Consider the following 12,614-nt stretch of genomic DNA (forward strand, 5'->3'; position numbering starts at 1 on the left):
TCATTTCGGTGCAGAGAGTTTCTCTTCTGCCTCCAGCGCGCGATAGGTTTTAGCGGTGGCCATCATGACCAGACGGCTGGATTTGGCATCGCCCACCGGGGTGAGCGAGATGTCACTGATGGTGACAATGCGTGAAAGCTGCGACACATCGGTAACAAATGCGGCCAACTCGTTATACGTACCGGTCAGGCGTATCTGGATGGGCAGCTCGGCCATCTGGTCGGTTTTGACTTCGCCTGCGGGGCGGAACAGTTCGAACTGTAGCCCGCGACCAATGCCCGCCTGGTTGATTTCGGTCAGCAACGAGTCCATTTCAGACTTGGTAGGTAGCTGTTTCAGTAAGGTACCAAACGAGACTTCAATCTGTTTCAGCTGGTTTTCCAGTGCTACCAGATTACTGGCCTGGCGTTTCTTGTCGACAAAAGTCTGACGTAGCTGTTCTTCCTGCAGCCGCGCCTGTTCGATTTCATCCTGAACAGACGAGAACACCGCTAGGTAAGCGGCGCCCATAACCAGCAAGACCAGCAAGCACAGCGCAGCGAGCTGCCCGGGAAGCGGCCAGTTGGGCATGTCCTTGAAGTCAAGGTTGCGCACTTCATCTAGGGTCATTGTGGTGCTCCGGTGCTAGGCGTGTGCTGGGCTTTTAGTGCAACACTCAAGCTAAACTGGTTGGCGCGTATTTTGTCCACGTTGGCCGCACTGACCTCGATCAGTACCGGGTCGGCAAAGGTGCTGGACTCAGCCAGGTTACGCATGAAGGCCGATACGCGAGCGCTGGACAGAGCGTAACCACTGAGTGCAATGCTGCTGCCTGTCTGGCGGAAGTCTTTCAGGTACACGCCTTCCGGTACGAGACGGATCAGCTCGTCAAAGATATATACCGCCTGGGTTCGGTCGAACTGCAGCTTTTCTACCAGTTGCTTACGCGATAGCAAAACGGCTTTCTTCTGACGTAGCGACTCGATATTGCTGAGCTTGCTGTTGATCTTGTTGATTTCTGTTTCCAGGCGCTGGTTGCGAGCCAGCTGGCTAGCCTTTTGCTCTTCCAGTGCCATATGGCACAGGTAAGTCAGACCCAATGCCAGCAAAATACTGCCCAGCAGCAGGGTCTGGAAGCGTTTACGGTGAGCCGCTTTTTTCTGTTCGCGGTGCGGTAGCAGGTTAATGCGGATCATCTAGTCAAATCTCCGCAGGGCCAAACCGCATGACACCAGAAGCGATGGCGCATCCAGCAGCAGCTCTTTGAGCTGTATGCCCGGAGCCTGTGTCATGGTAGTAAACGGGTTGGCAATCATGGTGCTGATCTGTGTACGGTTCAGGATGGCATCATCCAGGCCGGACAGCATGCTGCAGCCACCCGCCAGCAGAATGTAGTCCACGCGCAGATATTGCGACACGCTTACCGTGGTGTAGAAAAACTGCAAGGCGCGCTGGATTTCTTGCGCTAGCGAATCCACAAAGGGGTAAAGCAGCTCGGCTTCGTAGCCGTCTGGCAGTGACATGCTGCGCTTGCCGGCTTCTGCCTCTTCGTAGGTATAGCCATAGCGGCGCTGGATATCCCGCGTGAGCTGTACGCCGCCAAAGACCTGTTCGCGATAGTAAAGCTGCTGGCCGTTACGGATCACCGAGCAGTGAATCTTGCTGGCGCCAATATCGAACAGTGCAAAGGTCTGGTTCATGCCCTGATCGGGCAGCTGCTGCTGAATCTGCTCGAAGGCAGTCATCATGGCAAAAGCGTCGATATCGACGATTTCTACTTTCAGGCCGGCCATCTCGGCTACCGCTACGCGCTCTTCCACCTTCTCTTTGCGGGAGGCGCAAATCATGACGTCCAAGTCGTCAGCACTATTGCTGGATGGGCCTAGCACCTGGTAATCCAGGTTCACTTCATCCAGGGGGAAGGGGATGTACTGGTTGGCTTCATTTTCAACCTGCATCTCCAGGTCGTCCCCCAACGCACTGGCCGGTACCAGGATTTTCTTGTAGATGGCCATGGACGTAGGCAGGGCAATGGCCGCACGGCGTGTCGGCGAGCCTAGGCGATGCCAGGCACGACGAATGGCATCGGCTACCTCGTCCATATTGTTGATGTTGCCGTCGGTAATCAGGTCTTTGGCGAGCGGTTCCACCACATAGCGCTCCAGCTGCGGGGTGCGTCCGCTGCGGCTGAGTTCGACCATTTTGATGGAGGTGGAGCTGATGTCCAGACCAAGCATGGATTGACGTGATGAGGGGAGCCAACTGCTAAATAGCTGTTGAAGGCGGTTTCTATCGAAACGACTTTTTTCTCCAGGCATCATTATCTGGTGCCGCCGTAACGGGCGGGCCACCAACCTCCTTGTTGCAGTGCACACCGGGGTGTACGTTTGCTATTCGTCTTAAGGCGCCGCCTTGCGGTTATAATGCGCCATCACTTTTATAGGCTAGAACAATGATGCTCCAGCGCTTTTTTACCGTTACCGCAGGCCTGCTTGCCGGCTTGGCCGTTATTGTAGCGGGCCTGATGCTGATTGCCGTGGTGATTACCTATCCACGCTTGCCCAGCCTGGATGTGTTGACCGACTACCGCCCCAAGATGCCCCTGCGTGTCTATTCTGCCGATAATGTCCTGATTGGCGAGTTTGGTGAGGAACGGCGTTCATTTACTCGCATTCAGGATGTGCCGCAGCATATGAAGCAGGCACTGTTGGCCGCAGAAGACGAACGCTTTTACCAGCATGGTGGCATTGATTACTTGGGCGTATTGCGTGCTGCAGTCGGCAATATAGTATCCGGTCGCGCGCACTCTGGTGCAAGCACCATTACTATGCAGGTGGCAAAAAATTTCTTCTTGTCCAGTGAGCGCACTTTCACACGAAAATTCAATGAGGCGCTGCTGGCATTCAAGATTGAGCATACTTTATCGAAAGACCAAATCTTAGAGCTGTATATCAATCAAATCTATCTTGGGCAGCGTGCTTACGGCTTTTCAGCGGCCGCGCAAGCCTATTATGGCAAGCCTTTGGCCAATCTGAGCGTCGCCGAAATGGCGATGCTCGCGGGTCTGCCCAAAGCGCCTTCCAGCTACAACCCTGTTGTTAATCCGGAACGCGCGCGCTTGCGCCAGCTGTACGTGCTGCGCCGCATGCACGAGCTGCGCTTTATCAATAGCGACGAATACGAGCAGGCCAAAGCCGAGCCCATGGTCTTGGCCAAGCCTACTCTGGAAGCCAGCCTGCCTGCGCAATACATGGCCGAGATGGTGCGCCAGGCCATGTATGGCCGCTATAAAGACGCTGCGTATACCGAGGGCTATCGTGTTTACACCACGCTGGACAGCAAGCATCAGCAGTGGGCTTTCGATTCGCTGCGAGCCGGCCTGATCGACTACGATCGCCGCCAGGCTTACCGCGGCCCGGAAGCGTTTACCGACCTGTCTGCCATTGCGCCGGAAGAGCTGGAAGAGGCGCTGGATGAGTCGCTGGCTGCCATCCGCGATAGCGGCAATATGCAGCCGGCCATTGTGTTGGCCGCGAGCCCGTCGCGCGTACGCGTGTACCTGCGCGGCGGCAAAAAAGTAGACATCACTGGTAGTGGTCTGAGCTTTGCCCGCTCTGCACTTTCCGAGCGTGTTACCCCGGCGCAGCGTCTGCGGCCCGGCGCGCATGTGCGGGTGGTACAGGATGCCAAGGGTGGCTGGCAGATTACCCAGATGCCCGAGGTAGAAGGCGGCTTTGTCTCCATGGACCCGCGCACTGGCGCCATCCGTTCGCTGGTGGGGGGCTTCGACTTTAACCGCAGCCCGTTCAACCACGTGACCCAGGCCATCCGCCAACCGGGCTCCACCTTTAAACCGTTTGTGTACTCCGCTGCGCTGGATCGGGGCTTTACGCCGTCCACCATGATCAACGATGCGCCGATCACGGTAGACCCGCAGACCATAGGTGGCCAAAGCTGGGATCCGAAAAACGATGATGGCCGCTATGCGGGCATGATTACCATGCGCCGCGCGCTGGCCTTGTCCAAAAACCTGGTGTCTATCCGTATCCTGATGTCTATCGGTACCGATTTTGGCCAGCAGTACGTGCAGCGTTTCGGTTTTGATGGCAAGAATATCCCGGCCTATCTCACCATGGCGCTGGGGGCAGGTACGGCTACGCCCATGCAGATTGCCGAAGGCTACTCGGTGTTTGCCAACGGTGGCTTCCGTACCCGGGCCTACTTTATCGACCGTATCGAAGACGCCGGTGGCCGCGTGCTGGCGCGTACCCTGCCCGCCATTGCCGGGCAAAATGCCCCGCAGGCCATCGACCCGCGCAATGCTTTCATCATCAGCAATATGATGCGCGACGTCGTGCGCTACGGTACGGCCAACCGTGCCATGGCGCTGGGGCGCAATGATATCGCTGGCAAGACCGGTACGACTAACGACTTCCGAGACGCCTGGTTTGCCGGTTTCAACCCCAATCTGGTGGCGGTGACCTGGGTTGGCTTCGACCAGCCGCGTAGCCTGGGCCGTTACGGCTACGGTGGCACCGCTGCGCTGCCGATCTGGGTGAATTACATGAGTAATGCGCTGAAAGGTGTGCCGGATGTGGAGCTGCCGCCGCCGGCCGGCGTGGTGGTGAAACCGGGTGCCGGTCTGCGCGGCAACGACGAGTATTACCTGGAAGAATTCCAGCGCACCAACCCTGAGCTGCGTATCAATAACCGTGGCTCGGTGCCGGGTTCCGGCCGTAGTGACGACGGTGATGCCTCTGCCGCTGGCGCTGATGAGCCGGCGGCGCCAGTACAGGATGCGGTAGAGAACGTGAAAGACCAGCTGTTCTAAAAGGCGGTAAACACACTGATCTTCTACATAGAACAATCCCCGGCTTGCCGGGGATTGTTCTATCTTGCTGAAATGAAATGACTTTTTTGATCTTTTGGTCAGCGGGGTGCCGCAGGCCAGCCTTGGGCAACTGGCCTGCGGCAGGCAGCCGGGCCCTTTGCTCTATAATAGTGCCAGCAGGTTTTCTGGCGGCCGCCCGATAGCGGCCTTGCTGCTACTCACTGCCAGCGGGCGCTCGATCAGCTTGGGGTGGGCCAGCATGGCCTGGATCAGGTGCTTGTCTTCCAGTGTCACGTCGTCCAGATGCAGGGCGGTGTACTCCTCTTCCTTTTTGCGCATCATGCTGCGCGGGTCTCCCCCCAGTATGGCGATGATGGCGGCCAGCTCGTCGGCGGATGGTGGCGTTTTCAGATACTCGATCACCTCTAGCTGGGCGCCATGCTGCTGAAGCAGCTGCAGCCCCTCTCGGGATTTCGAGCAACGCGGGTTGTGGTAGTAACGAATCATGATGCTTTCCATATGCTGCGAGAGTGTCACTTTTATATCGCAGTTTTCCTGGCAAGAAAGTGTTTTTTTACATGTCTGATTCATCTAACCGCCGTTTCGGCGTGCTGGCCCTGCTGTTGGCCGCATTGGCGTCGATGGGGCCATTTTCTATTGATACCTTTTTGCCGGCCATACACGAGATGGGGGCTGCGCTAGGGGCATCGCCCATTGAAATGCAGCAAACCCTGTCGATCTACCTGTTTTGCTATGCGGTAATGATGCTGTGGCACGGTGCCATTTCCGATTCGGTAGGCCGCCGTGCAGTGATTCTGGTTTCCACCCTGGTATTTGCTGTGGCGTCGGTAGGCTGCGCACTGGCGCCCAACCTGGGGACACTGCTGTTGTTCCGTGGCATGCAGGGCCTGTGTGGCGGCGCCGGGCTGGTAGTCGGGCGGGCGATCATTCGCGATACCTTCCACGGCCATGATGCGCAGCGCATGATGTCGCAGGTCACCATGCTGTTTTCCTTGTCGCCGGCTATCGCGCCGTTGATCGGCGGCATGTTGTTCGGGGCCCTGGGCTGGCGTTCCATCTTTGTGTTTCTGGCCCTGCTGGGGGTGGTGATCTTTGCGGTGTGCTGGCGTGCGATGCCAGAAACGCACCCGGTGGCGGCGCGTACGCCATTTGCGTGGCGACAGCTGCTGGCCAATTATCTGGAGGTTGGCCGCAAGCGCGAATTCCAGCTGCTGGCGCTGGCGGTGTCGTGCAACTTTGCCGGCTTTTTCGTGTACATCCCGTCGGCACCGGTGTTCGTCATGCAGCACCTGGGCTTGGGGCATAACGATTTTCTGTGGATGTTCGGCCCTATCGTGTCGGGCATCATGTTCGGCGCGTTTCTGTCCGGCAAGCTGGCCGGGCGGCGCGACACCCGCACCATCGTCAATATCGGCTATACGCTGATGTTTGCCGCCACGGCGGCCAACTTGCTGCAGGCTTTCCTGATGACGCCGTCGGTGCCGTGGGCAGTATTGCCATTGGCGCTGTACACCACGGGCATGTCGATGTCGGCGCCGTCGATGACACTGACGCTGATGGACCAGTTTCCGCACTTGCGCGGTACGGTGTCGTCGGTGCAGGGCTTTGTGCAGACCATGTTTTCCACGCTGCTGGCCGGGGTGATTTCACCGCTGGTATGGGGCAGCGTGCAGAGCCTGGCGCTGACCATGCTGGTGTTTCTGGTGGCGGGCTTTGTGCTGCGCAGCGCCTACCGCCGCCGTATCCAGCGGCCGGTGTAATCAGCAGGCTTTTACCAGCACCGGCTGCAACACACGTTGTAGTTCGGCCGGTGCCATACCCACCAGAAAGCCGCGTTTGCCACCATTGATGTAGATGCGCTCCAGCCCGGCAATGCCGGCTTCCATATACACCGGTAGCTTGCTCTTGGTGCCAAACGGGCTGGTGCCGCCTACCTGGTAGCCGCTGTGCTTGTCGGCGGTTTTCGGGTCACACGGCGTGATCTTCTTGGTGCCGATCTGTTTGGCCAGCATGCCGGTAGCCACCTCGCGGTCGCCGTGCATCAGCACCACCAGCGGCTTGCGCTGCTCGTCTTCCATGATCAGGGTCTTGATCACGCAATGCTCGTCTACGCCCAGCTCGCGCGCCGACACACGGGTGCCGCCTTTTTCTTCGTATTTGTACAGATGCTCGGTATAGGCCACCTGGTGTTCGCGCAGCATGCGCACCGCCTGGGTGACCGGGGCTTTTTCCTTGGACATGGCTATCGATAGGGCAGGGTAAGACAGGGCGCTATTGTACCCGCGGCCCCATGGTTGGCCGCAAGCGCCACCACAGCCGCAGCCCCAGCAGCAGCCCCAGTACCGCCGCGTACAGTAGCGGCTCAGTGAGGTCGCGCTTTACCAGCCACAGGTAGTGAACCACTGCCAGCACCGCCAGCGGGTAGACCAGCCGGTGCAGCTGGCCCCAGCGCCGCTTCAGCCGCCGCAGCCAGCCGTCGGTCGAGGTGATGGCCAGCGGCAATAGCAGCGCAAACGCCGCCATGCCGACGGTAATGAACGGGCGCTTGATGATGTCATGCACGATGGCGGGCCAGTCGAACAGCTGGTCCAGCCACAGGTAGATCAGCAAGTGCACGCTGGCGTAAAAAAAAGCATACAGCCCCAGCATGCGGCGCAGGCGCAGCAGCCAGCCCGGCGCCCCCAGCCGGCGCAACGGGGTGATGGCGAGGCCGGCGAGCAACAGGTTCAGCGCCCAGCTGCCGCTGTCGCGGGTGAGCGTTTCTACCGGGTTCACCGCCTGGCCGCTCAAAGCCTGCCACAGGCTGGCGGCCAGTGGCAGCAGGCACAGCACGAAAACCAGCGCCTTGATGCGGCCAACCATGGTGGCTGAGGGGGTGAAGAGCAAGGTTGGCCGCATCAGAAGTTTTTCACCAGATCCATGCCGCGGTACAGGCTGGCTACCTGGTCGGCGTAACCGTTGAATGGCAACGTCTTGCGTTTCAGGAACTCGCCGATGCGCCGTTCGCTGGCCTGGCTCCAGCGCGGGTGGTCTACCGCCGGGTTCACGTTGGAGTAAAAACCGTACTCGCTGGGCGCCGCCATATTCCAGCTGGTAGGCGGCTGCTTTTCCAGCAGCGTGATGCGGCTGATGGACTTGATGCTCTTGAAACCGTACTTCCACGGCACCACCAGGCGCACTGGTGCACCGTTTTGTCCCGGCAGCGCCTCGCCATACAAGCCTACCGCCAGAATGGTGAGCGGGTGCATGGCCTCGTCGATGCGCAGGCCTTCGCGGTAAGGCCAGTCCAGCACGCGGCGCGCCACGCCGGGCATCTCGCCGGGGCGCAGCGCGGTTTCGAATGCCACGTATTTGGCGCGGCTGGTCGGGTCCACCTGTTTGAGCAGGCTGGCTAGCGGAAAGCCCACCCACGGGATCACCATGCTCCAGCCTTCCACACAGCGCAGACGGTAGATGCGTTCTTCCAGCGGGAACTTCAGCAGCTCCTCGATGCTGAAACTGCGCGGTTTGCCCGCTTCGCCGCCTACCGTTACCGTCCATGGTCGGGTTTTCAGGCGGCCGGCGTGGATAGCCGGTTCTTCCTTGCCGGTGCCAAACTCGTAATAGTTGTTGTAGCTAGTGATGTCCTGGCGGCTATTGGGCTTTTCGGTAGTGGAATAGCCACTTTTGCTGGCAGGCAGGGCGGCGATGGACGCCACGGGCAACAGTAGACCTGCGCTACCCAGCATGAACTGGCGGCGGTTCAGGTACACACTGTGCGGGGTAATCTCGGAGGGCAGGATGTCGGTGGCGCGGCGTATCAGCATGGCGTGGGCTCCAGGAGGTATCGGTAATGAGTCGGATACCGGCGGCTGATCTGACAGCGCCTGTGCAGAAAAATTCGCTACAGGCGAATCCCTGCCAGTGCCAGGCCCAGAAACAGGACACCGCTGACCAGCAGGGCAATGGCCAGGGTATGCACAAACTCGTGTACGGTGGCACGTTGCTGGCGGTTCAGCAGCCAGCGCACCATCATCACCAGCACCATGCATAGCAGGGCCAGACGAAACAGGCGACCTATCATCAAAAGCATCCTTAGCGCAGAGGCCACGATTATTGGCAGCGACAGGACAGGTGCGCAAGCCAGCGATGCCTATATAATCGCAGCATTGCCTAGGAGAAGCCTTGAAAAAGGGGTGGCAGAGCCGCAAAGGCCGCCCGTAGCCCAGCTACCCGCCCCTGGCCGACTATCAAAGAGACAACCATGTCCAGTAATGCATCCTCTGTCGGTATTGTCAGCGCGCAGCGCGCGCTGTTCGAGACACCGCTGCCGCTCGCCGGCGGTACGGTGTTGCCCAGCTACGAGCTGGTGTTTGAAACCTATGGCGAGCTGAACGCGGCGCGCAGCAACGCCATCCTGATCTGCCACGCGCTGTCCGGCCACCACCATGTGGCCGGCCGCTATAGCGAGGACGATAAAACCGCCGGCTGGTGGGACAATATGATCGGCCCCGGCAAGCCCATCGATACCAACCGTTTTTTTGTCGTCGGGCTAAACAACCTGGGTGGTTGTCACGGCAGTACCGGCCCATCCAGTATCGACCCGGCCAGCGGCCAACCGTGGGGCTCGCGCTTTCCGGTGGTGACAGTGCCAGACTGGGTCGCGGCGCAGGCCCGCCTGGCCGACCGCCTGGGCGTAGAGCGCTGGGCGGCGGTGATCGGCGGCAGCCTGGGCGGCATGCAGGCGCTGCAGTGGAGCATCAACTACCCCGAGCGCGTGGCGAACGCGCTGGTGATTGCCTCGGCACCCAAGCTGTCGGCGCAGAACATCGCTTTTAACGATGTAGCCCGCCAGGCCATCATCACCGACCCCGATTTCTGCGGCGGCGACTTCTACGCCCAGGGCACCATCCCGCGCCGCGGCCTGCGCCTGGCGCGCATGCTGGGCCACATTACCTATTTGTCCGACGACGGCATGGGCGAGAAATTCGGCCGCATGCTGCGTTCCGGCGAGTACAAGTTCGGCTACGACGTCGAATTCGAGATCGAGAGCTACCTGCGCTACCAGGGCGACAAGTTCTCCGACTACTTCGACGCCAATACCTACCTGCTGATGACCAAGGCGCTGGACTACTTCGACCCGGCCAAGGATTATGGCGGCGACCTGGTGGCCGCCTTGCAGCGCGCCACGGCCAACTTCCTGGTGGCCAGCTTTACCAGCGACTGGCGCTTCTCGCCGGAACGCTCGCGCGAGACGGTGAAGGCGCTGATCGCCGCCGGCAAGCGCGTGGCCTACGCCGAAATCGAGTCGGTACACGGCCACGATGCCTTCCTGATGACTGACGAACCGTATATGAACCTGATGCGTGCCTACCTGCAGCGCGTTGCCGTGGAGGTTGCCGCATGAGCCAGCCCGTTTCCGCCCTGCGCCCCGACTTGCAAATGATTGCCGACTGGGTCAGCCCCGGCAGCCGCGTACTCGACCTGGGTTGCGGCGAGGGCGACCTGCTGGCCTGGCTGCAGGCCCACAAGCAGGTGTCCGCCTACGGCGTGGACTTTGATGTGAACAATGTGGTGCGCTGCGTGGCGGCCAACGTCAACGCCATCCAGGGCGACCTGGAAGCCGGCCTGGCCGAGTTTGCCGACCAGCGCTTCGACCACGTGGTGCTGTCGCAAACCATCCAGGCCATGCACAACACCGAGCAGATTTTGCTGGAGATGCTGCGCGTTGGCCGCGAAGCCATCGTTACCTTCCCCAACTTCGGTTACTGGGAAAACCGCTGGCAGATCCTCAAGGGCCGCATGCCGGTGTCCGACGATATGCCTTACCAGTGGTACAACACCCCCAACATCCACTGGTGTATGCTCGGCGACTTTGACGAGCTGTGCGCCAAGAACGGTCTGCGCGTGGTGGAACGGGTGGTGATGACCGGCGGCCGCCGGGTGACCTTCCTGCCCAATCTGCGCGGCAGTCTGGCGTTTTACCGCGTGACACGCGGCTAAGGTCGCAGTAGTGATGGCGCTTCGGCGCCATTTTTTATCGATAACAACAAAAACGGGAGGCGCGTATGCGCGATATTCGGCAGCAAGGCGCGTGGCGCATGCTGATGATCTGGGTGCTGGGCTTTGCCAGCGGCTTGCCACTGGCACTGTCCGGTACCGCCATGCAGGCGTGGCTGACGCTGGATGGTATCGACGTGGCCACCATCGGCTTTCTGAGTCTGGTGGGCTTGCCGTATACCTTCAAGTTCCTGTGGGCGCCGCTGATGGACCGCTTCGAGCCGCCGTGGCTGGGGCGCCGTCGCGGCTGGCTGGTGCTCACTCAGCTGGGCTTGGCCGCCGTGCTGATGGCCATGTCCGGCATGCAGCCGGCCAGCGACGTGCAGGGCTTTGCCTTGCTGGCGGTGCTGCTGTCCTTTCTGTCCGCCTCGCAAGACGTGGTGATCGACGCCTACCGTACCGACGTGGTGCAGCCGGCCGAGCGCGGCCTGGCGTCGTCGCTGGGGGTGTTCGGCTACCGGCTGGCCATGGTGCTGTCCGGCGGTATCGCCATGGTGTGGGCCGACCCGCTCAACGGCAACGGCTGGAGCTGGGGCACTGTCTATCAGGTGATGGCCGCCATCATGTTGGCCGCTGCGGTGATCTCGCTGCTGTTTGTACCGCCGGTACCCAAGGACAATGTGGCGCCGGTTAGCGACGCGCGCAACGACCTGAAAGGCTTTGCTGCCGTGCTGCTGGCGGTGGTCATCGGTTACCAATTCACCGCCCACGTCGCGGCGCCGCTGGCCGAACGTGTGGTGGCACCGTTCTACCCGGCGGTGACCGAGACACCGGCCAGCCCTGCGGCCAACCCTGCGCCTGCCACGCCTGTCGCCAGTACCGTGGTCGCCAAAACTGCCGAGGCCGCCAAGCCTGCGGCGGACAAGGGCGACAAGAAAGGCAACCCCAACCAGAAAAAATGGGTAGATCTGCTATCGCTGCTGCTGGGTATGGCCTTTACGCTGCCGCTGGCGTGGTGGGCGGCGCAGAAGGCGCGCTTCGATACGCTGAACCGCTCGCTGGGTAACTATTTCAGTATGGAAGCCGCCGGTGCCTTTTTGGCGCTGATCATCCTGTACAAGCTGGGTGACGCCTTTGCCGGCGCGCTGACGACTACCTTTCTGCTGAAGGGCGCCGGCTTTGCCCAGGCCGAGATCGGCGTGGTAAACAAGGTGATCGGCATCTGGCTCACCATCGTCGGCGCGCTGGCCGGCGGCGCGCTGATGCTGCGCCTGGGCCTGTACCGCTCGCTGATGGCCTTCGGCGTGTTGCAGCTGTTGTCCAACCTGGGCTTCTGGCTGGTGGCGGTGTCGGGCAAAGGCGCGTGGGGCAGCTTTACCCTGCCGGCCTTTGACTGGCTGATTGTGGCGCTGAAAGACAGCAGCCAGGTGGACTACCTGCTGCTGTTTGCCGTGGCGGTAGAAAACCTGTCCGGTGGCATGGGCACTGCGGCGTTTGTGGCCTTCCTGATGGCGCTGTGCAACCAGAAATTTACTGCTACCCAGTTTGCGCTACTGTCCGCCTTCTCTGCCGTTGGCCGCGTGTGGGTAGGGCCGCTGTCCGGCGTGCTGACCGAAAGCATAGGCTGGCCGGCGTTCTTCCTGTTCTCCACCGCTGCGGCGCTGCCGGGCTTGCTGATGCTGGCACGGCTGAAATCACGGGTGCAGGCGCTGGACGTGCCCAAGGGGCCGGTAGCGCTGGACGATTAGCCGGCTTTGTCGCGGGCAAACAAAGCTTGATGCCGCCTACGGGCGGCATTTTCTTG

The 12,614-nt window shown here is 60.6% G+C and carries 13 protein-coding genes; 5 read left to right on the forward strand and 8 right to left on the reverse strand.

What is annotated here, in order from left to right:
* From LCH97_RS14815 to LCH97_RS14825, 3 genes are read right to left on the reverse strand one after another with little or no spacing between them, the layout of a single operon-like run.
* A complete protein-coding gene (locus tag LCH97_RS14815; RefSeq protein WP_227302359.1) occupies nt 1–609 on the reverse strand; it encodes a type 4a pilus biogenesis protein PilO in 609 nt (202 codons plus the stop codon).
* Nucleotides 606–1,175 (reverse strand): PilN domain-containing protein, encoded by a 570-nt coding sequence (locus tag LCH97_RS14820; protein WP_227302360.1) that lies wholly within the window; start codon nt 1,173–1,175, stop codon nt 606–608. Before LCH97_RS14820 ends, LCH97_RS14815 begins: the two co-directional genes overlap by 4 nt.
* A complete protein-coding gene (locus LCH97_RS14825) occupies nt 1,176–2,216 on the reverse strand; it encodes a pilus assembly protein PilM (RefSeq protein WP_017508649.1) in 1,041 nt (346 codons plus the stop codon).
* A gap of 215 nt (nt 2,217–2,431) precedes the next feature.
* On the opposite strand from LCH97_RS14825, the gene LCH97_RS14830 reads away from it, so the two are divergent.
* The gene (locus tag LCH97_RS14830; protein WP_227302361.1) at nt 2,432–4,810 is read left to right on the forward strand and encodes a penicillin-binding protein 1A; all 2,379 of its coding nucleotides are present in this window, start codon (nt 2,432–2,434) and stop codon (nt 4,808–4,810) included.
* A 162-nt stretch (nt 4,811–4,972) separates the two neighbouring features.
* Here the strand turns inward: LCH97_RS14830 and arsC are convergent, their stop codons facing one another.
* Nucleotides 4,973–5,317: an arsenate reductase (glutaredoxin) gene (arsC, locus tag LCH97_RS14835; RefSeq protein ID WP_227302362.1), complete on the reverse strand. Its 345-nt coding sequence runs from the start codon at nt 5,315–5,317 to the stop codon at nt 4,973–4,975.
* Between the two features lie 71 nt (nt 5,318–5,388).
* Between arsC and LCH97_RS14840 the strand changes: the two genes are divergently transcribed.
* A complete protein-coding gene (locus LCH97_RS14840; RefSeq protein WP_227302363.1) occupies nt 5,389–6,591 on the forward strand; it encodes a multidrug effflux MFS transporter in 1,203 nt (400 codons plus the stop codon).
* On the opposite strand, the gene ybaK is transcribed toward LCH97_RS14840, so the two are convergent.
* The 4 genes from ybaK to LCH97_RS14860 form a co-directional block, all read right to left on the reverse strand.
* On the reverse strand, nt 6,592–7,071 hold the full coding sequence (gene ybaK / locus LCH97_RS14845) for a Cys-tRNA(Pro) deacylase (RefSeq protein ID WP_227302364.1): 480 nt from the start codon (nt 7,069–7,071) through the stop codon (nt 6,592–6,594). It lies immediately after the preceding gene.
* 31 nt (nt 7,072–7,102) lie between these two features.
* Nucleotides 7,103–7,729, reverse strand: a complete 627-nt coding sequence (locus LCH97_RS14850; RefSeq protein WP_227302365.1) for a sulfite oxidase heme-binding subunit YedZ — start codon at nt 7,727–7,729, stop codon at nt 7,103–7,105.
* Nucleotides 7,729–8,637 carry a protein-methionine-sulfoxide reductase catalytic subunit MsrP gene (gene msrP, locus LCH97_RS14855; RefSeq protein WP_227302366.1) on the reverse strand — a complete coding sequence of 303 codons (909 nt, stop codon included), beginning with the start codon at nt 8,635–8,637 and terminating at the stop codon, nt 7,729–7,731. Before msrP ends, LCH97_RS14850 begins: the two co-directional genes overlap by 1 nt.
* 77 nt (nt 8,638–8,714) lie before the next feature.
* Entirely contained in the window at nt 8,715–8,894 is a 180-nt protein-coding gene (locus LCH97_RS14860; protein WP_227302367.1) for a hypothetical protein, read from the reverse strand.
* A 180-nt stretch (nt 8,895–9,074) separates the two neighbouring features.
* Between LCH97_RS14860 and LCH97_RS14865 the strand changes: the two genes are divergently transcribed.
* The 3 genes from LCH97_RS14865 to LCH97_RS14875 all read left to right on the forward strand — a co-directional run bounded on the left by LCH97_RS14865 (nt 9,075) and on the right by LCH97_RS14875 (nt 12,558).
* Entirely contained in the window at nt 9,075–10,217 is a 1,143-nt protein-coding gene (locus LCH97_RS14865) for a homoserine O-acetyltransferase (protein ID WP_227302368.1), read from the forward strand.
* Entirely contained in the window at nt 10,214–10,813 is a 600-nt protein-coding gene (gene metW / locus LCH97_RS14870) for a methionine biosynthesis protein MetW (RefSeq protein WP_017508658.1), read from the forward strand. The genes LCH97_RS14865 and metW overlap by 4 nt, the downstream gene beginning before the upstream one ends.
* A gap of 65 nt (nt 10,814–10,878) precedes the next feature.
* A complete protein-coding gene (locus tag LCH97_RS14875) occupies nt 10,879–12,558 on the forward strand; it encodes an MFS transporter (protein ID WP_227302369.1) in 1,680 nt (559 codons plus the stop codon).
* The last annotated feature ends 56 nt before the right edge of the window (nt 12,559–12,614 follow it).

The organism is Vogesella sp. XCS3, assembly GCF_020616155.1.
Lineage (GTDB): Bacteria > Pseudomonadota > Gammaproteobacteria > Burkholderiales > Chromobacteriaceae > Vogesella.

What these genes read in the sequence shown, in the direction of transcription:
- LCH97_RS14815 (WP_227302359.1), bottom strand. Translation starts at nt 609, where the DNA reads ATGACCCTAGATGAAGTGCGCAACCTTGACTTCAAGGACATGCCCAAC.
- LCH97_RS14830 (WP_227302361.1), top strand. Translation starts at nt 2,432, where the DNA reads ATGATGCTCCAGCGCTTTTTTACCGTTACCGCAGGCCTGCTTGCCGGC.
- LCH97_RS14825 (WP_017508649.1), bottom strand. Translation starts at nt 2,216, where the DNA reads ATGCTTGGTCTGGACATCAGCTCCACCTCCATCAAAATGGTCGAACTC.
- metW (WP_017508658.1), top strand. Translation starts at nt 10,214, where the DNA reads ATGAGCCAGCCCGTTTCCGCCCTGCGCCCCGACTTGCAAATGATTGCC.
- LCH97_RS14850 (WP_227302365.1), bottom strand. Translation starts at nt 7,729, where the DNA reads ATGCGGCCAACCTTGCTCTTCACCCCCTCAGCCACCATGGTTGGCCGC.
- ybaK (WP_227302364.1), bottom strand. Translation starts at nt 7,071, where the DNA reads ATGTCCAAGGAAAAAGCCCCGGTCACCCAGGCGGTGCGCATGCTGCGC.
- LCH97_RS14875 (WP_227302369.1), top strand. Translation starts at nt 10,879, where the DNA reads ATGCGCGATATTCGGCAGCAAGGCGCGTGGCGCATGCTGATGATCTGG.
- msrP (WP_227302366.1), bottom strand. Translation starts at nt 8,637, where the DNA reads ATGCTGATACGCCGCGCCACCGACATCCTGCCCTCCGAGATTACCCCG.
- LCH97_RS14820 (WP_227302360.1), bottom strand. Translation starts at nt 1,175, where the DNA reads ATGATCCGCATTAACCTGCTACCGCACCGCGAACAGAAAAAAGCGGCT.
- LCH97_RS14860 (WP_227302367.1), bottom strand. Translation starts at nt 8,894, where the DNA reads ATGATAGGTCGCCTGTTTCGTCTGGCCCTGCTATGCATGGTGCTGGTG.
- LCH97_RS14865 (WP_227302368.1), top strand. Translation starts at nt 9,075, where the DNA reads ATGTCCAGTAATGCATCCTCTGTCGGTATTGTCAGCGCGCAGCGCGCG.
- arsC (WP_227302362.1), bottom strand. Translation starts at nt 5,317, where the DNA reads ATGATTCGTTACTACCACAACCCGCGTTGCTCGAAATCCCGAGAGGGG.
- LCH97_RS14840 (WP_227302363.1), top strand. Translation starts at nt 5,389, where the DNA reads ATGTCTGATTCATCTAACCGCCGTTTCGGCGTGCTGGCCCTGCTGTTG.